The sequence below is a fragment of the Bacillus sp. PAMC28748 genome (assembly GCF_014250415.1).
Classification (GTDB): Bacteria; Bacillota; Bacilli; order Bacillales; family Bacillaceae; genus Bacillus; species Bacillus licheniformis.
On sequence record NZ_CP060192.1, the window covers coordinates 3,254,303 to 3,279,173 of the forward strand.

At 43.6% G+C, this 24,871-nt stretch carries 20 protein-coding genes and 2 pseudogenes; 4 read left to right on the forward strand and 18 right to left on the reverse strand.

The features are described from left to right. Positions 1–13: 13 nt before the first annotated feature. Entirely contained in the window at positions 14–271 is a 258-nt protein-coding gene (locus H7F26_RS16755) for a YnfE family protein (protein WP_009328166.1), read from the forward strand. Between the two features lie 26 nt (positions 272–297). Beyond that, positions 298–804: a GNAT family N-acetyltransferase gene (locus tag H7F26_RS16760; protein ID WP_003182341.1), complete on the forward strand. Its 507-nt coding sequence runs from the start codon at positions 298–300 to the stop codon at positions 802–804. 1,275 nt (positions 805–2,079) lie between these two features. Here H7F26_RS16760 and H7F26_RS16765 read toward each other — a convergent pair. From H7F26_RS16765 to H7F26_RS16785, 5 genes and pseudogenes are all read right to left on the reverse strand, one after another. Next, positions 2,080–2,637: a TetR/AcrR family transcriptional regulator gene (locus H7F26_RS16765; RefSeq protein WP_017474786.1), complete on the reverse strand. Its 558-nt coding sequence runs from the start codon at positions 2,635–2,637 to the stop codon at positions 2,080–2,082. A gap of 22 nt (positions 2,638–2,659) precedes the next feature. Continuing rightward, positions 2,660–3,839 (reverse strand): annotated as a pseudogene (locus tag H7F26_RS16770) (MFS transporter). A gap of 277 nt (positions 3,840–4,116) precedes the next feature. Continuing rightward, positions 4,117–5,523, reverse strand: a complete 1,407-nt coding sequence (locus tag H7F26_RS16775) for a right-handed parallel beta-helix repeat-containing protein (RefSeq protein WP_016885429.1) — start codon at positions 5,521–5,523, stop codon at positions 4,117–4,119. A 137-nt stretch (positions 5,524–5,660) separates the two neighbouring features. Beyond that, positions 5,661–6,977, reverse strand: coding sequence for a branched-chain amino acid transport system II carrier protein (gene brnQ, locus H7F26_RS16780; RefSeq protein WP_025804657.1), 1,317 nt, complete (start codon positions 6,975–6,977; stop codon positions 5,661–5,663). Between the two features lie 561 nt (positions 6,978–7,538). Further along, positions 7,539–8,597, reverse strand: a pseudogene (locus H7F26_RS16785) (NAD(P)-dependent alcohol dehydrogenase). A gap of 205 nt (positions 8,598–8,802) precedes the next feature. Between H7F26_RS16785 and H7F26_RS16790 the strand changes: the two are divergent. Then, a complete protein-coding gene (locus tag H7F26_RS16790; RefSeq protein ID WP_003182359.1) occupies positions 8,803–9,198 on the forward strand; it encodes a MerR family transcriptional regulator in 396 nt (131 codons plus the stop codon). Positions 9,199–9,224: 26 nt separating this feature from the next. Here the strand turns inward: H7F26_RS16790 and H7F26_RS16795 are convergent, their stop codons facing one another. The 10 genes from H7F26_RS16795 to H7F26_RS16840 form a co-directional block, all read right to left on the reverse strand. Beyond that, the gene (locus H7F26_RS16795; protein ID WP_003182361.1) at positions 9,225–9,488 is read right to left on the reverse strand and encodes an HPr family phosphocarrier protein; all 264 of its coding nucleotides are present in this window, start codon (positions 9,486–9,488) and stop codon (positions 9,225–9,227) included. Positions 9,489–9,685: 197 nt separating this feature from the next. Further along, positions 9,686–10,786, reverse strand: coding sequence for an MBL fold metallo-hydrolase (locus H7F26_RS16800; protein ID WP_003182363.1), 1,101 nt, complete (start codon positions 10,784–10,786; stop codon positions 9,686–9,688). A gap of 217 nt (positions 10,787–11,003) precedes the next feature. Continuing rightward, a complete protein-coding gene (locus H7F26_RS16805) occupies positions 11,004–11,411 on the reverse strand; it encodes a hypothetical protein (RefSeq protein WP_009328147.1) in 408 nt (135 codons plus the stop codon). A 115-nt stretch (positions 11,412–11,526) separates the two neighbouring features. After that, positions 11,527–12,588: an enoyl-CoA hydratase/isomerase family protein gene (locus H7F26_RS16810; RefSeq protein WP_003182367.1), complete on the reverse strand. Its 1,062-nt coding sequence runs from the start codon at positions 12,586–12,588 to the stop codon at positions 11,527–11,529. Between the two features lie 15 nt (positions 12,589–12,603). Further along, positions 12,604–13,389 (reverse strand): enoyl-CoA hydratase-related protein, encoded by a 786-nt coding sequence (locus H7F26_RS16815; RefSeq protein ID WP_003182370.1) that lies wholly within the window; start codon positions 13,387–13,389, stop codon positions 12,604–12,606. Between the two features lie 82 nt (positions 13,390–13,471). After that, complete coding sequence (locus H7F26_RS16820; RefSeq protein WP_003182372.1) at positions 13,472–14,926, reverse strand: CoA-acylating methylmalonate-semialdehyde dehydrogenase; 1,455 nt, start codon at positions 14,924–14,926, stop codon at positions 13,472–13,474. Positions 14,927–14,944: 18 nt separating this feature from the next. Then, complete coding sequence (locus H7F26_RS16825; protein WP_185855195.1) at positions 14,945–15,832, reverse strand: NAD(P)-dependent oxidoreductase; 888 nt, start codon at positions 15,830–15,832, stop codon at positions 14,945–14,947. A 15-nt stretch (positions 15,833–15,847) separates the two neighbouring features. After that, positions 15,848–17,563, reverse strand: coding sequence for an acyl-CoA dehydrogenase family protein (locus H7F26_RS16830; RefSeq protein WP_009328144.1), 1,716 nt, complete (start codon positions 17,561–17,563; stop codon positions 15,848–15,850). A 456-nt stretch (positions 17,564–18,019) separates the two neighbouring features. Then, positions 18,020–18,973, reverse strand: coding sequence for a mannose-6-phosphate isomerase, class I (gene manA, locus H7F26_RS16835; RefSeq protein ID WP_185855196.1), 954 nt, complete (start codon positions 18,971–18,973; stop codon positions 18,020–18,022). A gap of 18 nt (positions 18,974–18,991) precedes the next feature. Then, positions 18,992–20,935, reverse strand: coding sequence for a PTS fructose transporter subunit IIABC (locus H7F26_RS16840; protein WP_003182381.1), 1,944 nt, complete (start codon positions 20,933–20,935; stop codon positions 18,992–18,994). A 402-nt stretch (positions 20,936–21,337) separates the two neighbouring features. Between H7F26_RS16840 and H7F26_RS16845 the strand changes: the two genes are divergently transcribed. Further along, positions 21,338–21,679, forward strand: coding sequence for a hypothetical protein (locus tag H7F26_RS16845; protein WP_003182383.1), 342 nt, complete (start codon positions 21,338–21,340; stop codon positions 21,677–21,679). A 478-nt stretch (positions 21,680–22,157) separates the two neighbouring features. Here the strand turns inward: H7F26_RS16845 and H7F26_RS16850 are convergent, their stop codons facing one another. From H7F26_RS16850 to H7F26_RS16860, 3 genes are all read right to left on the reverse strand, one after another. Continuing rightward, positions 22,158–22,337, reverse strand: a complete 180-nt coding sequence (locus H7F26_RS16850; protein WP_003182385.1) for a hypothetical protein — start codon at positions 22,335–22,337, stop codon at positions 22,158–22,160. A gap of 145 nt (positions 22,338–22,482) precedes the next feature. After that, positions 22,483–22,755, reverse strand: coding sequence for a DUF3986 family protein (locus tag H7F26_RS16855; RefSeq protein ID WP_003182387.1), 273 nt, complete (start codon positions 22,753–22,755; stop codon positions 22,483–22,485). 114 nt (positions 22,756–22,869) lie between these two features. Further along, positions 22,870–24,813 (reverse strand): mannose transport/utilization transcriptional regulator ManR, encoded by a 1,944-nt coding sequence (locus tag H7F26_RS16860; protein ID WP_003182388.1) that lies wholly within the window; start codon positions 24,811–24,813, stop codon positions 22,870–22,872. Positions 24,814–24,871 lie beyond the last annotated feature (58 nt).

Here is a 24,871-nt window from a genome sequence, read left to right on the forward strand (position 1 = left end):
AGGAGATGGATGTATGAATGAAACATTGCAGCAATACATGATGCTTGTCAAGGAACACTATGACACGATCAATGGACCGGATTACACAGGCAAGGAGGAAGACATTGAAAAGAGAAAGGAACAAATCGAGCTTTACGCCAAAACGCTTCAGCAAGGCTTTTCAACAGATGATGACTATGATGAATTCGCAGATGCCGTGATTAAATGCGCATACGGAGATCTGACGGTGGAAGAATTAGAAACGGTTTATCAGGAATTAACGTCTCCATAATCAATAAAATAAGGGGGAGGAGAAGCATGAAAGACATGATCATGAAGACAGACCGGCTTATTTTGCGAAAAATGAGGCGCGATGACGCCGAAAACCTGCTCGAAATCTTTTCTGACCCGATAGCAATGGAATATTATCCATCGACAAAGAATGAAAAACAGACATTGCAATGGATCGACCGGACGCTTGAAAACTATGAAAAACACGGAACCGGTCTGTGGGTTGCCGAACATAAACAAACGGGCGAATTTTTAGGCCAATGCGGCATCGTGCCACAGGAAGTCGAAGGATCGAACGAAATGGAAATCGGCTATTTGTTTAAACGGAGCGTCTGGAAAAACGGCTATGCAACCGAAGCAGCATCAGCATGCAAACAATATGGATTTGAGTCATTTCATCTGAAAAAAATCGTATCTTTACCTGATGCGCAAAATCTGCCGTCCAGAAAAGTAGCCGAACGAATCGGGATGACTTTAGAAAAAACAATACATAAATGGGGAAAAGAAATTGCCGTATATTCAGTGTATCGCTAAATTTTTATTCTGTCTCACTAACTTGAGTATACTTTGAGATTGAGACAGAATTTCTTTTTAATCCTTAACTTCCGAGAATATATATTATGTAAACTAGAAGCGGAGGACAGAATTATATATCTCGTTCAGGCTCTGGTGAACGCCTACTCCTTCTGATGTTTGATTATTTCCTACATCTTTTTTATGCTTACTATCAATTCTTTTTCTGAACAAGGTTTTATGTGCTTTGTTTGTGATTGTGATTAAGTTTATATACTTTAAGCCGTATAATGAGATGTTGGAATTTTCCTTAAACAGTATCATGTTCAGATTCAGAAAAAGTTTTTTTACATGCTATTACTGTTGCGTGTTTTTCCTCTCCTTTCCTTTCATCAATTTCTCAATAGGAGAACTTTAAAAAATAAGATTGATGAAACGAAGACTGTGAGGTGAATCTAATGTTCAAAAATATAGAATTACTTTGTGCCCTGTTGTTGCACTGAGGATTGTTTTATCAACCAATAGAGATGCCGCTGAGTAAAATAAAAAGCAGAGATGTAGAAACACCTCTGCTGTCTTGCAGTATTTCATTTTTACTTCCTTTTAAAAAGATTCACAGAAAAGCCTCAATTTGACGCTTCTAATTGAGGCAACTTAAAATTAATTGGTTATTATAAAAATGGAGGACGGTAATAGACTAGGGTTAGCGAAATAAGAGCTTCTACTAATGAAATTGAAACAATAATCTTATGATTCACAGGCGATTTTCTAGATATTAACTTTTGTCCGATATAGTTTAGGAAATAAAACACAAGAAAGAAGCACACGATTCCAAAAATAACTCCAGACAAGCAGGTTTACCTCCTTGCTTTTCCCGAATATTTTATAATATGGTATAAAACCATTATATGTAATGGTATGATCGAAGTAAACTTTATCATGTTTGGAGGAGATGGGCAATATGAGTTTAGTATCATTACGTCAAAAATTGTTTTATTCGGTAGTATTGGTTCCTGTTACTGTGATGCCCTAGTTTTTTTGACACTCCCTGCCAATGCGAAAACTTCATCGGTAGAGGATGCCAATAAGGCTCTCGAAGAAGCAGTGAAAGATGTGAATAAACAGTTAGAAAAAGGAGTAATGACTCAATTAAGGATCCTAAATTAATTATTTTATTACTGTAAGGAATTACCCCCCTACTCCATTCCGAGAGGGGGCAACATGCGATTCTTCATCCTTATTTGACGAGCTACTTATGATTCCAACTCTCTAAATTAAATCAAATGCACCTACAACCTACAACAGTCCGCGCCAAAAAATATCAAATGAGATCTCTAAAGACCGTTCAAATGATTGTTTGTTTTCGTACACCAGTTGAATGTTAAGCCCGTCATAAAGCGTAATAAATCCTATCGCGCACTTCTCCGGCGGACAGTTCACATCCGATTCCTTAAAAACATTTGCTATCCGTTCTTTTAAAGTATGCAGATATAAAAGGTATTGGGCTGAAATAAAATCACTTACTTCAGCAGGCGCTTTAAAGGACATTGCCTGCAAAAAAGCTACATTCGGCAATGCATGAAAACGGACTTGGTTTTCTTTTAAAAAGTCATATATTTGACTTTTTGCGGGAGTATGTTTTCTTGAATCGAAGAATTCGTTGATAAATGAAATTTCCTCTTCTACAATCTCGGGGTATATTTCCATCAGCATTTCTTTTTTTGATGAAAAATGATAAGCGAGAGATTGTTTTCTGATTCCCAATTCTTTTGCAATATGCGACATTTTGACTCCCTCATAGCCCAATTCATTAAATTGGCGAACCGCTGTACGCTTTATATTCTCTCTGGTCAATATAGCGTCCTCCCCTCCATTTTCAGGCTGTTTTTCTCTTCAAGAAGATATATAAAATATATAATAAAACAAACAGCAGGTACATGAAAATAGCGGCAATATAGATCTCACGATAGGAATAAACCGTTGCAACCAAACCTAATAATAAGGAGCCTCCGCCAATTCCCATATCGAAAAAGTTAAAGAACGTTCCCATTGCATCCTCATGTTCATGCTCTTCCACAAGATTTATACACCATGTTTGGATGGCTGGAAAAATTGAGCCGAATCCAAAACCGTAGCATATAGCTGCTGTAAAAAACATTGCATTTGTTTGTGCGAAATATAATATTGACAGCCCTGCTATTGAAAACAGCGAGGCGGGAATAAGGATGGCGGCAGCTCCGTAACGGTCAAATACCCTGCCGGAAATAAGGCGTATAAAAAAAACTGGCTCCTGCAATCAAAAAGAAAAACATCCCGACACTTTGAAACCCCTTTTCAATTGCATAAAGCGAAAAGAAAGACATAATTCCAGATGCAGCAACGCCGACGAATAAAATAAGAATTGACGGAAACAGCACACGTCTTTCCAAGACTTTCAACTTTACAGTGCCCTTTCCGCCAGTGCCAGTTGTTTCCGGCTGTCTGCGCACGAAAACAGCCATAAGTGCCGCCAGCAAAAGAACGGATATCCCGCCTAAAAAAAGTCTTTGAAAATCATAAAGCTCCAGAGCCGCGATACCGATCATCGGTCCAACGGAAACAGCAATTGTCTCACCTACTCCAAAATATCCAATTCCTTCCCCTCTCCGCTCTTTAGGAATAATTTCGGCTGCGATTGTCGCAAAATAGGTCGTCGCCAGTCCAAACCCGGCCCCATGTATTAAGCGAATCAATAATAAAACGCTGACATCAGACGCCAGGTAATAGGCTCCTGTTGAGAAAGCGCTGATCACAATTCCTAAAATGAGCAAATATTTTTTATTGAACCGTAAAGCCAATGCCCCTGCAAAAGGACGAACAGCAATTGCAGAGATCATAAAAATACCCGTGACATAGCCGACTTGTTTTGCCCCTCCTCCAATAGCCGTCACAAACAAAGGCAAAGTCGGCAATAACATTTCAAATACCATAAACAAGAAAGCATTTGCAAGCGTCACAAAAACAAATGACAATGACCATATTTTTGCAGTATTTATTTTTTCTACATTCAATTCCATTTGGCTACCTCTCACTCACTGTTTTTATTTTTCTTCTCAAGCATTCACTTTAACTGACCTCGGTCAGTTTGTAAATATAATTTTATAAAATTTAAGCTATTAATAAGCAGAATTTAAAAAATAAAACTTGATTAAACTGACTGTTGACAGATAGAAGTTGGGTCGCAAAGGGTATCTTCCAATAAATAAAAAAGCTACTCTCAAAGAGTAGCTTTTGTGGTGCGTGCAGGCATTAAACTCCATATGCTTTATAAATTTAGCCTGTTTTCCTATGAAATTATTTAATGACTGGCCAAGCCGGTGAATCCGGATCTAATGTAAAGTCGTAAGACTTCTCGTCGCGATACATCGGATCGACATAGATCGAATCTTGATCTTGATTTGTTGCGTTTTGATACGGCGTAAACGAGTCGTATTCATTCTTCTTCCAAATCCATAGACCGTCTTTGCCGGCTTCCTTGTGGTACACGTTATGATTCACTTTGTTTCCTTCATTTTTCGTAAAATCGTTTGCGATGAATATTTGCGAATCGCTTGCTGTTATGATGTTTTTTTCGATTGTATTGGTTTTTGTGTCATACTGGAGCAAAAGCTGTCCGCCATCCAGCCCCTTTGTATCATTGCGGTAAATAATATTGTGCGCAATGACAGAATGGCTGGTGCCTCCCCGCTTTTTGTCGTATCCGCCGATGGAAATGCCCGTGTACGCATTTTTATATACCGTGTTGTCGGTTATTTGAATATCATCAGCATATTTCCCTTTATGTTCAGACGTTGCTTCAATTCCGATATCGTTGCCGTAGACTGTGTTTTTCTTAATGTCAATGCTTTGTCCTCCGTCAACATATATTCCGCCTGCTGAGTAGTCATCTCCATAGGCAGGATTTCCGTAAGTGGAGTTATTGTAAACTGTATTGTTTTCTACGGTCCCGTTGCGGACAAAATCGTTTTGAGCGGCCGTTCCTTCATAACCGATCAGATCAATTCCAATGTTGTTATTGTCGCGAACCACATTGCCTCTGATCGCAAAACCGTCAATATTTCCGTTCAGCACAACCGCTTCACTCGCTCCGAGTGTCAGCTTTTCAACCGTATTGTCCTCGATCTTAATGTCTTTCATGCTGCCGGATCCATAGACGGCAATTCCGTGGGCATTGCCATCATCCGCTGTTGTTTTTATATTCCGGACGTGATTATTCTTAATGGTGATATGGCTGCTGGAGCCTGACACATAAATTCCCATGGCGGTTGCTTCTTCTGATGAAACGGAAAGATCTTGAATCGTCAGGCCGCTGATTGTGATGTACTGTTGATTGTGAATATGAATGATCGGTGTTTCATATTCCGCGTCCTTAACAGATTCTCCGCTGATGACGACTTTTTCATTCTCATAGTTTTGAAATGTGATAGGCTTTTCAGCCGACCCGCTCTCTCTCACATCAAGCGTTTCATGATACGTGCCTTCCCGAATCATGACAGTTGTGCCGGGGACAGCCTTTTTTGCTGCCTGTTTCAGAGTTCGAAACGGCTTTTCTTTCGTTCCTTCATTTTGATCATTTCCATTTGGGGAAACATACAAGCTGTTAGCCGGTTCTGCTTCTTTTGCTCCGGTCTTATCGTAAGCAAAAGCGATGATAACAGAAACTAAAATACACGCTGATAAAATAAAATACCATTTTCTCATACTCAGCACTCTTTTCTTTTCAAAATGGATAAACTAACACCATTATAGAATATCCATTTATGGAAAACCATCGCAAACATTTGAAAGAAAAAGGCAACCCTGGGATCATAGGGTTGCCTTCATATTTATGAGTTTATTCAGCACTTCCGGAGTCTATGAATGAGATAGCCGCCTATTCCTCCTAAAATCGCCGGAAGCACCCATCCTAATCCGATGTCATACATCGGGAGAAACTGATTGAAAAATTGATTAATAGCTGCAATTTTGAGTCCGGCAGCATTCAGGCCGTCAAACAGGCTGATGATAAAGGTCAATATCAGACTGCCTTGATACACTTCCCTCTTCCCTTTAAATAAAGGATGTAAAAATGTTAAGAATATTAAAGAAATCGCAATGGGATACAAAGTTGTTAAAACCGGCATTGAAACGTTAATCAGCTGTGTTAATCCTATATTTGCTACAAGGGTGCTGAACATTGACAGAATGACAGCAATTTTTTTATAGGAGATGTTTGGAAACAAGCCGTGGAAAAACGAAGAGCATGCTGTGATGAGTCCCACACTTGTTGTCAGACATGCTACAGTTATCATTAAGCCCAAAAAAACGGAACCATATGGTCCGAAATAATAGGATGAAACCTTTGCCAAAACCTCGGCTCCATTTTCTAAAAGACCCAGTTTTTCAACGCTGGAAGCCCCCATATATGAAAGCGCTGAATAGATCAGAGCCAAGAGCGCCGCTGCAATCGCCGTCGATTTTGCACAAACGATTATGAGCTGTTTTTTGGAGGCCGCTCCCTTCTCTTTCATGGCGTTCACAATGATGATTCCAAATACAAAAGCGACAAGGGCATCAAGAGTAAAGTAACCTTCTTTGAATCCTTTAAAAAATACGTGTGATGCATATCCTTCAGACGGAGCTTGAAAGCTTCCGATTGGATGAATAATAGCCGTAACAACGAGCAATCCGATAAATGTTAATTTAATAGGAGTTAGAAATTTTCCGATTACATCGATAATTTTAGTTGGATTCAGGGACAGCAAGCATGCCACAGTGAAAAATAATACGGTAAATATGATTAAGGCAACAGGGCCCGCATCATTTGATAAAAAAGGTTTAACCCCTATTTCAAACGACACATTGCCGGATCTGGGAATCGCAAAAAAAGGGCCGATTGCTAAATAGAGAACCGTTGTAAATACAATGCCGAACAACGGATGCACACGACTGGCCAGAGACTGCAAATCATTTTTTCCTGAAAAAACGAATGCCGTAATGGCGAGCAATGGCAATCCGACTCCGGTCACCAAGAATCCTGCATTGGCTGTCCATACATTCTCTCCGGCCATCTGACCCAGCATAGGCGGGAAAATGAGATTTCCTGCACCGAAAAATAATGCGAATAGCATTAATCCTATGATTAGGATAAATGAAAAAGGAATTTTTTTTGCCATCATGAGTCCTCCGATTCGGGTTAAGCTATTAGTGCGTTTTTAGTAGTCAGCAGTGTAGCGCGATAAAAATTTTCAAAATAAATGTCCTGAATTATCAGTAAATATTAAATAAAAGTACTATCCTACTATAGTAGCTGTTGCTCGTATTGTCAAAGGTTTAGTCTGTATAAAAATTACGTCGCACTCCTCCTTTGGAATTGATTTGAAAGTTTGTTACATAATGTAAAAATAATGATGGAAAGTAAATTCTCTTTTTGGGAGGTTGTGAAATGCCATTAGGGCCTGCAATCATTTCGGTATTAATAGGATTCGGGGATCGTATATGTCATTATGAGAGCGGTAAGGAAATCTAATTGATGGCAGGACGCCTCGGCCCCGATCCCTTGTCGCATAAACCAAGGCCGCCAATCCCTGTTCGGCTCTCTGCTCGTTATAGAACAAGGAGATATATAGAATGGTATCTTCATTCGCTCGGCTGAAATTGCCGGGTCATGCGGGGCAAAAGCTAAGAAAAGCGGCCAGTCAAATAAAATGACTGGCCTATCTGTTATTATATATGATTTACAAAGTAGAGACATCAATCACGAATCGATAACGCACATCGCTTTTGAGGACGCGCTCATATGCTTCATCTACTTGGTCAGCTCCGATGACCTCAATTTGCGGAGCCAAGCCGTGTTCAGCAGCGAAATCAAGCATCTCTTGTGTCTCCCGAATGCCGCCGACAAGCGAACCTGCAATGCTGCGGCGGCCCATGATTAAGGAAAACACACTGTACTGATCCCGTTCTGCCGGCGCGCCGACGTTAACAAGTGTTCCATCGGCGCGAAGAAGCGATAAGTATGCATCAACGTCCAGATTGGCGGACACCGTGTTTAAAATAAGATCAAAGCGTCCGGCCAGCTCAGTGAATACTGCAGGGTCGCCAGTTGCAAAGTAATGATCTGCGCCAAAACGCAAGGCTTCTTCCTGTTTATTCAAAGAGCGGCTTAAGACCGTTACTTCTGCCCCCATGGCATGCGCAAATTGGATGGCGACGTGGCCGAGTCCCCCCATTCCCACAACGGCAACTTTCTTGCCGGGGCCTGCGTTCCAATGCTTCAAAGGAGAGTACGTGGTGATGCCTGCGCACAAGAGCGGGCTTGCAACATCCAAGTTCAGGCTGTCCGGAATGCGGACAACAAAATCTTCTTTAACCACGATGTATTGGCTGTAACCGCCATATGTCGGATTTCCATCGTAGTCTAAACAGTTATACGTTTGGATCACGCCTTTCGTACAAAATTGCTCCTCTCCGCTCTGGCAGTATTCACATTCGCCGCAAGAGTCAACGAAGCAGCCGACCCCCACGCGGTCGCCGACAGCAAATTTTTTAACACTTGTCCCAACTGCTTTGACGATGCCGGCGATTTCATGTCCCGGAACCATTGGGAAGATTCCGCCTCCCCATTCATCGTACGCGCTATGGATATCCGAATGGCAAATGCCGCTGTACTTAATATCGATTAAAACGTCATTCGGTTGTAATTACCTTCTTTCAATTGTGGTCTGTTCAAATTTCGCCTTGGCTCTCGGAGCACTCAGTACACGGGTTGAGATGGTTTTATGCAGATTACACATCCATATCGATCCTTTCTTACGTTATATTACGCCAATTCATAGAGAAGAGGTGCAAGTTAAGGTTAAACCTTAAAGTTCGCTTTAAGGCAAGAGGTTTTTCTGAAATCTTCTTCGGCTTGCGTTAAAGTCCACTTTAAGGTCTATAATCATTGTGTGTTGTGACACATCCAATTAGAATTTTGATGAATATGATGGAGGTTTCAAAATGGGGTATTCTATAAAAGAAGTTGCTGAAAAAGTAGGTTTGCCTACACATACACTCCGATATTATGAAAAAGAAGGTCTTCTGCCTTTTATTAAAAGAGACGCAAATGGAAACCGCATTTTTGAAGAAAAAGACTTGTCATGGTTGGAGCTTGTGATATGCTTGCGGAAAACTGACATTGCGCTTTCGGAATTACGGGAAATCGTCAATTTAACAAAAGAAGGAGATTGGACCATCTCGAAGCGCAAACAAATACTTGAAAAACATAAAGAAAAAATGCTTGAAAAGCAAAGAGTCCTGGAACGCGCCTTTTTAAAAATCGATGAGAAAATCATGTACTATGATGGATTAGAAAAAAAGAATCAGGCAATGTCCTTGAAAGCGGATGAAAAGTAATTTGATAAGTGCCGGCGCGCTTTCAATTATGGCACTACATTCAAAAGAAATTTTTCCAAAGTCTCCTTTGCGGCTTGCTCATCCGTACCATAGACCATTAACGTGATCTCATCCCCTTCTTGCACTCCTAATTGAAGGATTTCCATCAGATCTTTCCCGTTTGCTGTCTGCCCGTTTTTAGCGAGTACGATTTCACTTTTGAATGAAATCGCTTTGCGGACAAATAGGGTCGTATGCCTGGCCTGAAGCCCCCGGGGGAGCCGAACTGTTGATTTTGTTACTAACACCATAACTCTCTCCTTGCTTCTTTTTCGATTAAGGCTACGAAATTCTTTTCTAAGCTGCATCTACAGAATAATCGTTAAAGCCCACTTTAACGCAAGGGATTTTGTGAAATTTGCTGAGAAAAAGCCGTCTCCGGCCTGCGCTGGAAACGGCTTTTTTCTTAATTTAAAAAGGATGCTTTATATACAGATAAACGACCTGCTTATATATCCCACCAAAAGGTTTCGGGAAGCGAGTATTGGCTGTTTAACGGAACCGTTTCGCCAATCGCCGGAGCAATCATGTTGGCGCCTTTTTTCTCGGCCTCTTTCAATGCGCGTTCAATCGGCTCTTTCCAGCCGTGGTATGCGAGGGTAAAGGCTCCCCAATGAATCAACATCATGTTCTTTCCTTTTACATCTTTATGGGCTTGTACAGATTGTTCGGGTGTCATATGAATCCCGGACCAGCGTCTGTCATATTGGCCGCCTTCCATTAATGTGATATCGAAAGGGCCGTATTTTTTGCCGATTTCCTTAAAGTGTTCATCATATCCCCCGTCACCGCTCGTATAAAAACGCGTATGTTTTCCGAGGATGACCCAGCCGCCCCACAGGGTCGTGTTTCGATTCAATAATCCTCTGCCTGAAAAGTGTTTGGACGGTGTCAGGGCTATTGTCAAACCTTGAAACTCCGTTTCATCCCACCAATTGAGTTCGGTGATTTTTTCTTTCTCAATTCCCCACCGGATCAAGTGTGCGCTGATTCCGTAAGGAACGAAGAAATGACCGGCCTTTTCCTTCAGCTTTAAGATGGATGGATAATCTAAGTGATCATAATGGTCATGTGTAATCAAGACGGCGTCAATCGGCGGCATATCATTGACCGTATGCAGGATGTCTTCGCTGTAGCGTCTGCTTCCGATGAATGATACGGGTGAAGCAATTGGACCCAGCATAGGGTCTACGAGTATTTTTTTGCGGTCGATGCTCAGTAAAAAAGCGGAATGTCCAAACCATGTTAAGCTGTCTTCGTTACTTTTAACGATGTTCCAATCAATCTCAGAAACAGGGATTTGATCGGAAGGATTGCGCTCCTTGCCGCCGGAAACAGCGTCTCTCATCATTGAGAAAACTCCGGATATTCCGCCCATATCCATCTTTTCTTGTGTTTGATTAAGAAATTTGCCATCGGCATAATTGTCAAAGCTTTGATACAGCTTTTTTTGTTCCTTGCTTGGATTTCCTCCAAACACAGGATGTAAATTGATGAACAATAAAACAGCCGCAGCTAAGATGATGATAAAAATGAATAAAAACATCATGGTTTTTTTCCTTGTTCCTTCCTTTTCAGGATGATATCTTGCTTCTTCTTATTCTACCGATTATAGCTGCTTCGTCGCCAGTATAATGAATAAAATGTAAGAACCCTCCGAATTTGGAGAGTTCTTTTTAATAGTGCCGCGTAAAACGGCTATTGTGTAAATGCTCAGCCGGCGATTCCAGACCACCGCCATAGCCTTCTCAGGCAGGATGCAGCAATTATTTATTTTGCACTAATAAAAATGTGTATTTGGTGCCCTCCGGCTTGTTTTTCCAATAAATCGTTACCTCCGCATCTCCCTTTTGGCGTCCTTCGTAGTCTACCGAGTTCATGCTCGGATTAGCATATGCATGGAGAATAAAGGGGTCATCGACCGCAACCTCTAAATCTTCGTCCGAAAATTCAATTTGAGGACCTCCATTTATACTGCCGCAATAGAAATGCGCACGGCCGGAACCGCCAATGCCAACTGTTTCGTCGTATACGGTGAAGATGTGAGTTGAGCATTCGCTTGGTTTAATAGTACCAACTGATGCAGCATTTGCAGAAACGGCATGAAAGGACAGAATCGTCGCAAGGGCAATGGCTAGTGACAAGAAATACTTGCTTAATTTTCCGATGTTCATGTTGTCAACCTCTAACCAAATATTGTCAGTATACATATTCTCCATATCGAAATATATACCTCTATAATAAGGTTCTTACAAAAAAAGAGCTGACGCTAATGGTCAGCTCCCGCTTTTAAAACCGGACAGATTCAGAGGGTTGGAAAAACCGGTCCACCGCTTCATCGGTTACATCTGAAACGTTCCGGTACTTGTAGTTCGGTGATTGATCACGGTCGATCAGGACGGACCTGACGCCTTCGAAGAAATCATTGTGCTTCAAAAAGTTCTTTGCCAGCACCAGATCCGTGGCAAAGCATTCTTCCAGTGTTTTTTGACGTCCGTCCGCCAGCTGTTTCAATGTGATTTTTAATGAAAATGGCGATTTGGAAAGCATTGTTTTTTTCACATTCGAGCTAAAGGTGCTTCCCTCGCTTTCGAGCGATTGAAGGATCTCTTCCAGCTTATCATACTTAAAATGACGGTCAATCGCTTGCTGATCACGGGCGAGCGTGCTCTCCTGGGAGGGCTCCGTTTTTGATTCGCGGATCAGCTGATCGAGCTTTTCTTCAACGCTTGCAAGGCGCCAATCGGTTTGTTCCACTGCTTGAAGCAATCGTTCTAAAGCGCCGCTCTCCATGTAGGCGTCTGCCCCATTGATATACAGCACGTCGGCTGCATGGATGACAGACGCCGTTAATCCAAGATACCGCCCTAAGCGGCCCGGGGCTTTGTTTAAAAAATAGGCTGCCCCGACATCCGGAAAGAAGCCGATATTCATTTCGGGCATCGCCCATTTTGTCCTCTCCGTGACGATCCGGTGGCTGGCCCCGTACGTCAGGCCGACGCCTCCCCCCATGACGATCCCGTCCAAGCAGGCGATGATCGGTTTCGAAAATCGATGGACTGCCATATCGACTTCGTACTCTGTTTCAAAAAAGCGCTCGGCATCTTGCAGGGCCTGTTTTGACGAACGAGCTTCATAGAGTGCCTTAATATCCCCTCCGGCACATAGTCCTTTTGGTCCTGCACCTTTGATGACCACGATAGAAACGTTTTGATCTGTCTCCCACTCGTTTAACTTTTCACCAATCAGACGGACCATGTCGTATGTGAGTGAGTTGAGCGCTTTCGGGCGATTCAGAACAATCGCTGCGGCGCCGTTTTGATTGACGGAAAACAGCACGTCATCGGACATCTTGATCCACTCCTTTTATGAATGATGAAAGTTTGGTTTGCGCTTTTCGACAAATGCGTGAATTCCTTCTTTGGCATCTGAAGTGACAAACAGCTCGGCGAATCTGTTTCGCTCCCTCTCCAGTGCTTGTTCCATGCTTTCGCTGGCGCCCTGTACGACACATTCGACGGCGCGCCTCACGCTGGTCATGCTTTTTCCTTCGATAAAAGACGACGCGACAGCAGCTGCCGTCTTCATCAGTTCCTCTCCCTTTACAGCCATCTGTGCAATTTTCAGCTCTACCGCCTCTTGAGCTGAAAGCGATCGGCCCGTCAGGATAAGGTCGAGTGCTGTCGCTGTGTCCGTTATGTTGCGAAGCCGCTGTGTACCACCAAATGCAGGAATCAAGCCGAGCTTTAATTCGGGAAGACCGACTGTTGCATCGTCTGATACGATTCTGAAGTGGCAGCTCATCGCGAGTTCCAGGCCTCCGCCAAGAGCCGGTCCGTTTATCGCCGCAATGACGGGTTTTTTGGAAGCTTCGATTTCATCGCAGAGCGCCTGGCCCCCTTGTGCGAGCGCCAATCCTTGTTTTTGGTCCCCAAGTTTTGAAACGAATTCTTTTATATCCGCTCCCGCCACAAAAAAGCGGCCTTCTCCAGTAATGATGATTGCTTTTGTCTCCTCGTCGCGGGCCAATTCCCGAAAAAGAGAGCGCAATTCGGCGATACAGGAAGAAGAAAGTGTATTTGCCGGCGGATTGTTCAACGTCACGGTTGTGATGCCATGTTCTGTTTTAAGTGTGGCATATTTCAAGTTCAATATTGATCCCTCCCTGATTAAATAAAAAAGGCCCCTCTGAAAAAAAATCAGTTGTGCATGAGAGGGAGCCTTATGTTAAGGATTAGAACCAGCGTTCGGTGACGACCTTTTTACGCGTGTAAAACTGGACGCCGTCCTTTCCGTTTGTCCCAAGATCTCCATAGAAAGAGGCTTTGTTCCCTGCGAAGGAGAAGAACGCCATCGGAGCCGGGACGTTGACATTGACGCCGATCATTCCGGCATCGATTTTGTCGCGGAACTGCTGGGCGCTTTTCCCGCTCGATGTGTAGATGACAGCGCCGTTGGCAAACTTGGATTGATTGGCGAGCTCGATCCCCTCGTCAAGATCTTGTACACGGACGACGCTCAAGACCGGTGCAAAGATTTCGTCCTGCCAGATTTTCATCTCTGGTGTCACATGATCGAAAATCGTGGCTCCCACAAAGTATCCTTCTCGAACATCCGGATTGCGTCCGTCTACGGCGAGTGCGGCCCCTTCTTTTATACCGCTGTCGATATAGTCAAGGACGCGTTGTTTATGGACTTCGCGGATCAGCGGGCCGACAAAGTGATCCTCGGATCTGCCGTCTCCTGTCTTCAGCTTCCGTGTTTCAGAGACGAGCATTTCCATGAAGTCATCGGCGATGTCATCAACGACCGCCGCAACGGAGCAGGCCATACAGCGTTCCCCGCTGCTGCCGAATGCCGCACCGATGATGCCTTGAACAGTCTTTTCAAGATGGCAATCCGGCATAACAATCGCATGGTTTTTAGCGCCGGCCAGCGCCTGAACGCGTTTCCCGTTGGCTGTGCCCGTTTGATACACATATTTTGCGACCGGTTCTGAACCAACGAAGGAGACGGCTTTAATATCATCGTTCTCCAATATTCCGTTTACAACATCCTTTCCTCCATGGACGAGGTTTAACACACCTTTTGGAAACCCGGCTTCATAGAACAGCTCAACAAGCTTCCCGGCAAGAATAGGAGTCCGTTCCGAAGGTTTCAGGACGAACGTGTTTCCGCAGGCGATGGCGAGCGGAAACATCCACAGGGGAACCATCATTGGAAAGTTAAACGGCGTAATGCCGGCGACGACTCCCAAAGGATAGCGCCAAATCGATCCGTCGATGCCCCCGGCTATCGCGGGCAGGGATTCTCCCATCATTAAAGTAGGTGTGGCTGTCGCAAGCTCAACAACTTCGATTCCCCGCTGCACTTCGCCGCGGGCGTCTTTTAACGTTTTGCCGTTTTCCGTCGTAATAATGTCTGCCAATTGTTCTTTTTGCTCCTGGAGAAGCTGTAAATACTTGTATAAAAGCCTTGCCCGATTGGGGACGGGCACAAGCGACCAGGTCTGATAAGCGTGCTTGGCAGCCTGCACGGCACGATCTACATCCGCTCTCACAGATAGAGGCGCATAAGCGATGACGTTTCCGTTTGCAGGATTGACGACTTCTTCCGATTCCGCACCTAGAGAATTGACCCATTCCCCGTCGATATGGTTCATCATTTTTTTTGCATTGGTTGTGATCATTTGATTTCTCACCTCTCCTTACTGATAAGTTGTCTTCTGTTCGCTTATTTTTTTGTATAAAACAGACATATCTTTTTCCCCGTATCCGTTCTGATCGGCTTCTTCGTAAATGCCGAAGAGAATCTTGCTCACCGGCAGTTCAACGTTGTTCTTCTCAGCCAAATCCAATGCAAAGCCAAGGTCTTTCAGCAGCAGCTTCAAAGAAAAGCCAGGTTTATAGTTTTCATCCGCTATGAAACTTTTATAGTTGCGCTCATAGATCCGGCTCTGCCCATAGCTGACGTTCAGCATCTCAAACAATTGGTCGAGGTCGAGATTGCTGTTTTTGGCAAGGTGCAAGGCTTCACTGACGCCGGCTGTATAAAAACCGATTAAGAGGTTGTTGATCAGCTTTGTATTCGTTCCGCTGTCGATGTTTTCGTTCACATGAAAAATATTCTCGCCCAATGCATTGAAAACAGGCAACGCTTTATCAAAAACGGACTTCGGACCCCCGACCATAAAGGTCAGCGTCCGGTTGACCGCCCCGATCACACCGCCGCTGACCGGCGCCGCAAGAAAATCGATACCTTTGCTTTTCGCTTCCTCCGCAATTCGGATATTCAGTTCAGGAGCGACCGTGCTTGTATCGATCAGGAGGACGCCCGGTTCAGCCAGGTGTACGAGCCCTTTTTTTTCCAGAAAAACCTCCTCTGCAGCGTTTGAGGAAGGAAGGCTTGTGAGGATGGCGTCACACTCTTCAACCATTTTTTCAACTGAAATCCCGATCGTTCCTCCTGCATGATGCAAGGCCAATTCAGCTTCTTTGTTAAGGTCCATTCCATAAACCGTAAAGTTCTCCTGAAGCAGATTCTTCGACATTGGCAGACCCATATTGCCCAAACCGATAAATCCGATTTTTTTCAAACAGTTTCCCTCCGATCACACCGTATATTTTTCATGAGCGGCTATTTTTTCTGCGATTTCGCGTTTTTGAGTAAACAGATTGCTGAAAAGAGGCAAAGAAAGGCTGCGAGCCTCTTCAAATGCGAGTTTTCTTTCGGCTTCATCAGATGCTATGCTTGATAAGGCGGTCACCGCCATCTCTTCGATTCTGCGGTAGCCTTCTTCACAAATGACATTCGTCATCATTTCTTTCAACCGTGCTTTTTCACCACCGTATATTTGCCTAGCTTTTTCGGTTCGGCGGGCGGCGGATTCCATCACATAGATTTCTTTTTTCATGTCGGCGAGAAGCCGTGCGTATTCCTGATCTTCTTGAGTGTTCACGCGAGAGCGGATAAGCGCTTTCAGTGTCTTGCCGAAAAGCCTGTTGGACAGCTGAATAAATCGCCGGTTTCGATTTCCCTCGCTGCCTAGTTGAGCTTCCGGCTCTGAGATGCCGTTTTGCTGCACTTCTTTCATGAGCAGTTTGGCGATCGTTAAGCGGTTTATTTCATTTGTCCCCTCGAAAATCCGGCTGATCCTCGCGTCCCGGTACAATCGTTCGACTTCGTACTCCTGCATGTATCCGTAGCCGCCATGAATCTGCACCGCTTCGTCTGCGATCCGGCCGAGGATTTCGGAGCAGTAAACTTTATTGATCGCACATTCGGATGCATAGTTTGTGAGTTTTCTCAGTCTATCGTCTAATGGGAGAGCCGAATCTAAAACATTGTCCAAGCAATCTGCCGTTCTGTAAGCAGCGCTTTCCGCGCCGAAAATCGAGACCGCCATGTCGGCAATCTTTTCTTGAATCATTGAAAAACCGATGATCGGCTTGTTAAATTGCTTTCGCTGTTTGGCGTAGCTAACAGCAAGGTTCAATGCTTGTTTTGCCGTTCCAATGTTCGAAAACGCGAGCTTTAAGCGGGCCATGTTTAAAATGTTCAAAGCGACGTGATGACCTTTCCCGATATGACCTAGAACATTGTCGCTTGGCACCTCGACTTCCTCCAAGATTAAGGTTGCTGTCGAAGACCCTTTGATTCCCATCTTCTTCTCTTCAGGTCCGATGGAAACACCTTTAAACGAGCGTTCGACGATAAATGCTGTCATGCCTTCCGCCGTTTTTGCAAAGACAACATATACATCAGCTACTTGCGCGTTCGTAATCCACTGCTTTTCCCCATTTAAAATCCAGGCTGTCCCTTCCCTATTCAAGACGGCTGTCGTTTTTGCGTTTAAAGCATCCGATCCTGCGCCCGGCTCTGTCAGAGCATATGCTCCGATCCATTCGCCCGATGCCAGTTTTGGAAGGTATTTTTGTTTTTGTTCCTCTGTTCCATAATAAATATACGGCAGTGTCCCGACTCCCGCATGAATATTAAAGGAGACGCTGAACGATCCGCCGGCTCCCATTTTCTCTGCCACCAACCCGGAAAGCTTCTTGCTGAGTGAAAGGCCGCCGCAATCCTCCGGAACTTCGATACTGAGCAAACCGAGCTCTCCTGCTTTTTGAAACAATTTTTTCACGCTTTCGTGATCCTGCTGATCAATCGATTCAAGAAGGGGCATGACTTCGTTTTTGACAAATGATTCTGTCGTTTTTGAAATCAGTCGATCTTCCTCTGTGAAATCTTCCGGTGTAAATCCTTCAGCAGCCGATTCGTGTTGAGAAATCAAGGGTTCATTCCATCGAAGTTTTGCTTTCCCCATTGCTTACCTCCTCGCTTCCGCTAAAAAGAGTGATAAACCGAGATAAAAAGACGATGAATCCGCTTACATTTTTGCTGATACGAATCATCGTCTCCTTTTCTCATCCAGATAAGGACCAACCAATTATGAAGGGCACGGTTGTTTCGGTCATTTAGCAGGCTTTTCTTGCCAGACGCCGGAACATAGGACCGCCTTTTTGTTTCATGAAGCAGCTGTTCCGCGAAAAGTCCCGGGCAGTGCAGCTGATGAAAGATATGAAGCTTTTAATATCAGCTTATCAAATAATTGGAAGATTTCCAAATGTTTTTTGGTTTACTCTATTTTACTTGTGAAAGCTTGGGAATATGCATTGTCAGCCCTCTGTGAACACGTCTTGGCAAGTCGAGATTATTTTTTTTGCAAAAATAAAACAGACCATAGTTTTATGGTCTGTTCAGAAAGGGCGCCGCTGATCGTTTATTCAATTGATAAGCTTGAGACGATACATTCCGCATGGCCGGCGAGCGTAAATTCTCCAAAGCCCCAGGGCAGCAGCATGTGATCTCCTTTTTTAAATGAAAAGTTATGGCCGCCAGATGCGATGCGCCCTTCCCCTTCTATGACGCTGGCAAGAAGAAACGGTTTATCCTGTTTGAAACAGGCCGATCCTTTTACATCCCATTTTTCTAATGAGAAATAAGGACAATCAATCAGTGCGGCAGTCTTGACGTCGCCCGATGTTTCGTATTGAACGGTTTCGCGATCAGGGGAAGACGGAACGTCGATCACTTCTATGCTTTTTTGCAAATGGAGCTCGCGCAGGTTTCCTTCAGCGTCTTTTCTGTCATAATCATATAGTCTGTAGGTTGTGTCAGAATTCTGCTGCGTCTCCAAAATCAAAATGCCTTTTCCGATCGCATGGACGGTTCCGCTCGGCACATAGAAGAAATCTCCCGGCTTCACTTTGACGCGGCGCAAAAGCTCATTCCATTTTCCGTTTTCGATCATTGAGACCAGTTCTTCCCGCGTCTTGGCATGGTGGCCGTAAATGATCTCCGCATCTTCCTTGCAATCAATGATATACCAGCATTCCGTCTTTCCAAGCTCCCCGTTTTCGTGCAGCTTTGCATATTCATCATTTGGATGCACTTGTACGGATAGGTCTTGGTCGGCGTCCAAAATTTTTGTCAAAAGAGGAAAGCGGTCTCCCTTTATATGTCCGAATAAATGACGGTGTTCATCCCATAATTCGCTTAATGTGAGCCCTTTATACAAGCCGTTTTTCACGACGCTTTGTCCATTTTGATGTGCGGCGAAAGCCCAGCACTCCCCTGTTTGTTCGGATGGAATGTCATAGCCGAAAGAGGCTAAAGCCGTTCCGCCCCATATTCTTTCTTTAAAAACAGGCTCGAAAAATAACGGTTCAGTCATGACGGGCGTCCTCCTTTTTTAGATGATTTCATCCAGAAGTTTGTATGCTTCTTCTTTTGTTTGGGCAGAGAGAAGCTTGTCCCGGTAGGTGTCATCCATCAGTTTTCTGGAGAGCATTTGCAGAAGCTTCAGATGCTCGTTTCCTCCGCTTTCTTTCGGGACGGCGATCATAAAAATCAGTTTGGCGTCAGTTCCGTCAAGACTCCTCCAGTCTACGCCCGAACGTTTAATGCCGAATGCTACACTCGGCTTCTTGACGGCATCAGACTTCCCGTGCGGGATCGCGATATTCATACCGATCGCCGTTGTACCCTCAAGTTCGCGATTGATGATAGCTTGTTTAAATTCGCTTTCTGAATGCAGTACGCCTTTCCGGGACAATTTTTGGATCATTTCATCAATAATGTCGTCTCTCGTATCTCCTGACAAATGAGGTTCGATCAAATCTGTATCGATGATGTCTGTGAGCTTTGTAATTTCCGGCTTTTCGATTTTTTTGCTTTCCGCTTCGATTTCGATGTTCGGTTGGGGAATGTCGTTCCCTGCAGCAGCTTCACTTATCCCTGCGGGTGCAGCTGTGACCTCTTTTTTGAGCACATTGACCAAAAGAGAGGTAACCAGGGATCCGGCAATAACAGCGATAAAGAACATCAACACATGATCGACAGCGCCAAGCACCGCTACGATCGGTCCGCCGTGGGCGACTCTGTCCCCTACATTACCGATCATGGCGATCACGGAACCTGTCATTGAACCCGCCATAATACTTGGTATGACGCGGAGCGGATCCTGTGCAGCAAACGGGATGGCGCCTTCAGTAATGCCGAATAATCCCATTGTAAATGCTGCTTTTCCCATTTCTCTTTCTTGCGCCTGAAATTTTCTTTTCCCTAAAAACGTTGCGATTCCAAGCCCGATCGGAGGAATACAAATGGCGACGGCGATCGGTCCCATAATTTCATAGTTGCCTTCACCGATCATGGCCGAGCCAAACAAGAATGCCACTTTATTGACGGGGCCGCCCATATCAAATGAGATCATCGCCCCTAAAATTAATGCCAGCAGAATCGAGCTTGAGCCCTGCATACCAGCCAGCCAAACCGTCAATGATTCAAAGATTTGCGCGACAGGCGCGCCGATCAGCAATACGAACGCCAAGCCTACAATGAGCGAGGAAACCACCGGTATGACGATGATCGGCATGATCGGCTGTATGGCTTTTGGCACTTTTAATTTTTTGATGGCCAGCGCCGCATATCCGGCTAGAAAGCCCGCGATAATGCCGCCGAGGAACCCTGCACCGCTCCCGCTGCCGTAAAAGCTTCCCGTCGCTGCGATGTATCCGCCGATCATTCCCGGCACAAGCCCCGGTTTATCGGCGATACTGTAGGCGATGTAACCGGCTAAAATCGGGATCATGAATGAGAATGAGGCTGCCCCGATTTGCTCAATCGTTTTCCAAAAAGAATCATCAGGGATCACTAACCCTTTCGGCGTCTTTTCGCCTCCAAGCGTCAATGCGACCGCAATCAATAATCCGCCGACGACAATGAAAGGAACCATAAACGATACACCGTTCATTAAATGCCTGTAAATCGGATTTTGCTTTTTCTCCGTTTGAGCGGAGGCTTCCGTTTTCACAGCCGAACGATAGACAGGTATATCGCCGCCGATCGCTTTTTGTATTAATTCTTCCGGTTTTCGGATGCCTTCCTGAACACCGACAGCCAGAAGTTTTTTTCCGATAAAACGGTCTTTGTTGACCGAGCGGTCTGCGGCTATAATAATCGCGTCAGCCTCGCGGATTTCCTGCTCGGTCAGCTCATTTTCCACCCCGATGCCGCCTTGTGTTTCGACTTTCATTTGAACGCCCATTCGATCGGCCGCTTTTTGCAAATTTTCCGCAGCCATATACGTATGGGCAATGCCGTTTGGACATGATGTAATCGCTAACAGTTTCATGCGAATCCTCCTTCTGAAACTAAAGTAGTGAGCAGCTCTTGTCATTACTTTATAATAAAAACGTGCGTGTAAAAGCGTTGTTTTTTACCGCAGGCTCCGGAAAAATCGGTTTTTTTAAAGCAGGACTGCAGTGAGCGGCGACTTGTAAAAACATATGGGACTGAATTTGAAAAAAATGTGCCGTATTGCAATAGGGAGCTGAAATTTGTCGAGGGGGTGTAAACATAGGACATCCTCTTTATGAAGGTTATTTTGATGAGGGTATTCGAAGAAAACCCCAGTGAAAAGAAAATATCTGATGGTATTGATGAAATGGGGATGCTTCTTTAAAAAATATCTCATTCCTAGTGCCCGAAAGCTCTGATTATGATTTAATAAAAAATTAAGAAAGGTATGATATCAATGATGAGATTACTTATTAGTTTTATATTCGGGGCTTTAGGGGCAGTTATAATGTATAACATAAAATCAAACTTTTCTTTCCCTGTGACAACAATTGTTTTAGTGGTTTTTGTGGCTGCTTGTTTGCATTTTGACCTGGTTAAACGTAAAAAGAGCAAAGATCAGAATGATAAAAAGTATGAGTTTATATGGTGGATCGCAACAATTCTCATGGTTCTAGTGATGACTCTTAATACCGTCTTTGTAAAAATTGACCCTAAGTATAATATCATCGTTGTATTGATTCACATTTTGTTTATGGTGATTATTAAGAGTAGATGGAAGAAAGCTAAGACAGACTAAGCAGATGGGCGGCCTGCTTTTTTCGTACCATCTCGGCAGACTCTTTTTCCGGTGTCCGCAATGTTTTTCACCTTCAAATTCAAAATAAAAAGACATCCATCAGGACACCTTTTCTTTCTCTTTTTCAGCTTTTGCTTGTTATACAGAAACTAGACAAAAAAAGTAACAATTTCTATGCTCTTCATCAACCAGTATTCAGCTCGTTTCATTGTGAAAAATTAATCATCCTATTGGAGAAATAAAAAAGTGTCCAAACCTGTTGAATTAGAAAGAAATCTACTCCTCACTAATTCATGGCTCTGGACAAATATTTCAAAAGATTATAAAGGACGCCGAAATAGACGATATATTCGTTGATACTGAAACAGATTTCATCATTTCTTTTTATAATACAGAATAATTATTTAATCGTTCCTCTAACTCATGAATCCTTCTTTCAAGCTCAGAGAACTTCTTGTCGTTGTATCTATGATCACGTTCAATGTTTCTTATTGATTAGTTTAAGCATGGATATGACTTTTTCAGGATCGTTTTCCTCTATGCGTGTTAATGTTTTGTTGATTGTATCTAACCGCTCGTTTACGCTTTTGAAGTCTTCTTTCATTTCCTTTTGCATTTCGTAGATCGCTTGCAAAACTTGATTATCCAATTCGTCCATCCCTTTCTATTGATTATATCATCATCCTAATGATTGTGTTTCATTTTTTGGAATGCTCCTTTCCCTATTGCTAATGTGTTTATTCTTTCTCAACGGTCTACTTGCACTATAAAACTCCACTTCTTTTTCAGTGGGGAGCTATAAATTAGAGATCTTTATATAACTCATGTTTAATCCAAAGTTCGAAGTATTGAGTAGCCTCATTAATCTTTAAATCTTTGCTTGTTATTGAAAGTATATTGCAACCGAATGGATCGATTTTTGAAAAACTCAAAGGTGGCTCATCTATCCCATGATCCTGAAAGTTAAAATACACGTCCCACACATCGATATCTAGGCGTTTTAATCCTACCGCTTCAAGATCTAATCCCTTTTTATTGTAACTAATATGTAGATGTTGTGCTTCATCATAATTCATTAGGAAACCCTACCTTTAGAAAAAGATATGATGTTTTTTCAGTTGGGCGGCACGGTGGAAATGAAGTGATAAAGGCCTTCTAATTGAATTTTGATAAAGGTCAGCGCCCCGCTTTTAATAATCCAAATAAGATAAGAACTTCATCACATTTGTTTCTTTCGTCAGCTTTTGGATGAAGGCCGGCTGCTCGCTTAAGCTGGACAGCTCTTGGAACAATTGTTTTGTCATGTTTTGATCCTCATGTTTGACAGCCAGCATAAAGACGAGCGATACTTTTTCAGAGCCCCAGTCAAGCGGCTCCTTTAATGTGGCGATCGCAATGGCTGATTGTTTAATCAATTTGGCGTTCGCGTGGGGAATCGCGATGCCCGCTCCGATGTTTGTCGCCGACATTTTCTCTCTCAAGACGGCGTGTACGGCATATTCTTTTTCCACATAGCCTTTCTCGTATAAAGCGATTGCCAGCTGTTCAATCAGCTTGTAGCGGTGTTCTGACTCTTGCTGCAAGAAAACGAGAAAAGGAGTCGTGTCGTTCAGCACTTTAAACGTTTTTTGTTTTTGGCGGGTCGATTCACCGAGCTGATCCATAAAGTCGCTGAGCTTTTTCTCATCAGCCGACTCGAGCAGCGGTGATACAACAATATGAGGAATTGATAAATCCTCCAGGCTGACCGTTGATATGACAAGCTCGATATCTTTATATCTTGCAGTATAGTCCGCCAAATCTGCTTTCGCGATGCAGTCCATCACGGCAATTTGGTGGAATTTCCGTTCGATTTTTGTCCGCAGCAGCTGTGACATTCCGATGCCCATATGACAAACGATGATCGCTTTTTTATGCTTGTCTTTTCCATAGCTGAAGCGCTCGATCGCCGCTTGGAAATGCAATGTCAGATAGGCGGCTTCTTCCTCGGGAATCGAAAGTGAAAACGTTTGGTTGATGTCTTCAAGAGCATCAATGACAATATGAAACAGATAAGGGTACATTTTTTTGATATCATTGAGCATCGGATTTGATACGGAAAGGTCATAGCTCAGCCGGTTTAAAACGGTATTAAGGTGAACTTTCAATCCATTGATCAAAACCCGGTCCTCGCGGAAATCCATCATTTTCAACTCTGATACGCGATTGATTAAATATTCGACAACCTTTGGAAGCAAAGGGTTTTCCAGTCCGCTGTCCCCTTCTTTTCCAAATGGGTAGCGAACTTTTCCGCCTAATATATGCAATGTTAAATAGACGGCCTCTTCTTCAGGAAAGCGGATCGCAAAAACAGCTTCCAGCCGTTTTAAACAGGCAAACGTCCACTGAAATTCTTTTTTCTTTTTGACTGCATCGATTTCCCCCGGCGAAATGGTGATCGGCTGTTTCATTTTGATGCGGCGGATCATCAGCAATGTATGCAACAGTAAATTTTCGAACGTTTCATCAGTGAAATATAAAGAATGCCGCCTTTGCAATGATCTGATCTCACTTTTAACAAATTCCACTTCATGGCTTAAAAATTTACTTTTAATAAATCGGCTTGTAAACTCCGGGTTGTCAATCAACTCCGAGATGCGCGCCAGCGCTTTTCTCTTATTTTTTTCACTTCCTTCGATCTTTAAACCGAGGCGCTGCTTGGATACCAGTGTGAGGCCAAACCGCTTCAGCCAAACGTCAATTTTATTCAAATCCCTTTTGATGGAAGACTTATTCAAGAAATGCTCGGCAGCCATTTCTTTTGCAGAAACCGGCTTTGGATTCATTAATAGCTGATAAGCGATTTGCAGCATTCTTTCTTCATCGGGTAGCTGCTGTGCGGCGTGATGTTCGGTATATAATTGCCGGCTTAAACGGACTCTTTCTTGATCTTCAATATTCAAATAAACGCCCAATCCCGGTTTGCGAATTAATTGAGCATCAGAATGCTGATTGAGATAGTCTTCAATCGTTTTCAGATCATTTCTGATCGTTTTTTCAGAACACTTTACCCTGTCTGCGAAATCTTGTACGACTAAATAGTCATCAGGTTCAGATAACAACAGATTCAGAATGTCTTTTTGCCTCGTATTCATATCTCTCTCACCTGTTTTTCTATCCTTCCCGTCAGTTTCACTTAAAAGAAATGTTAGT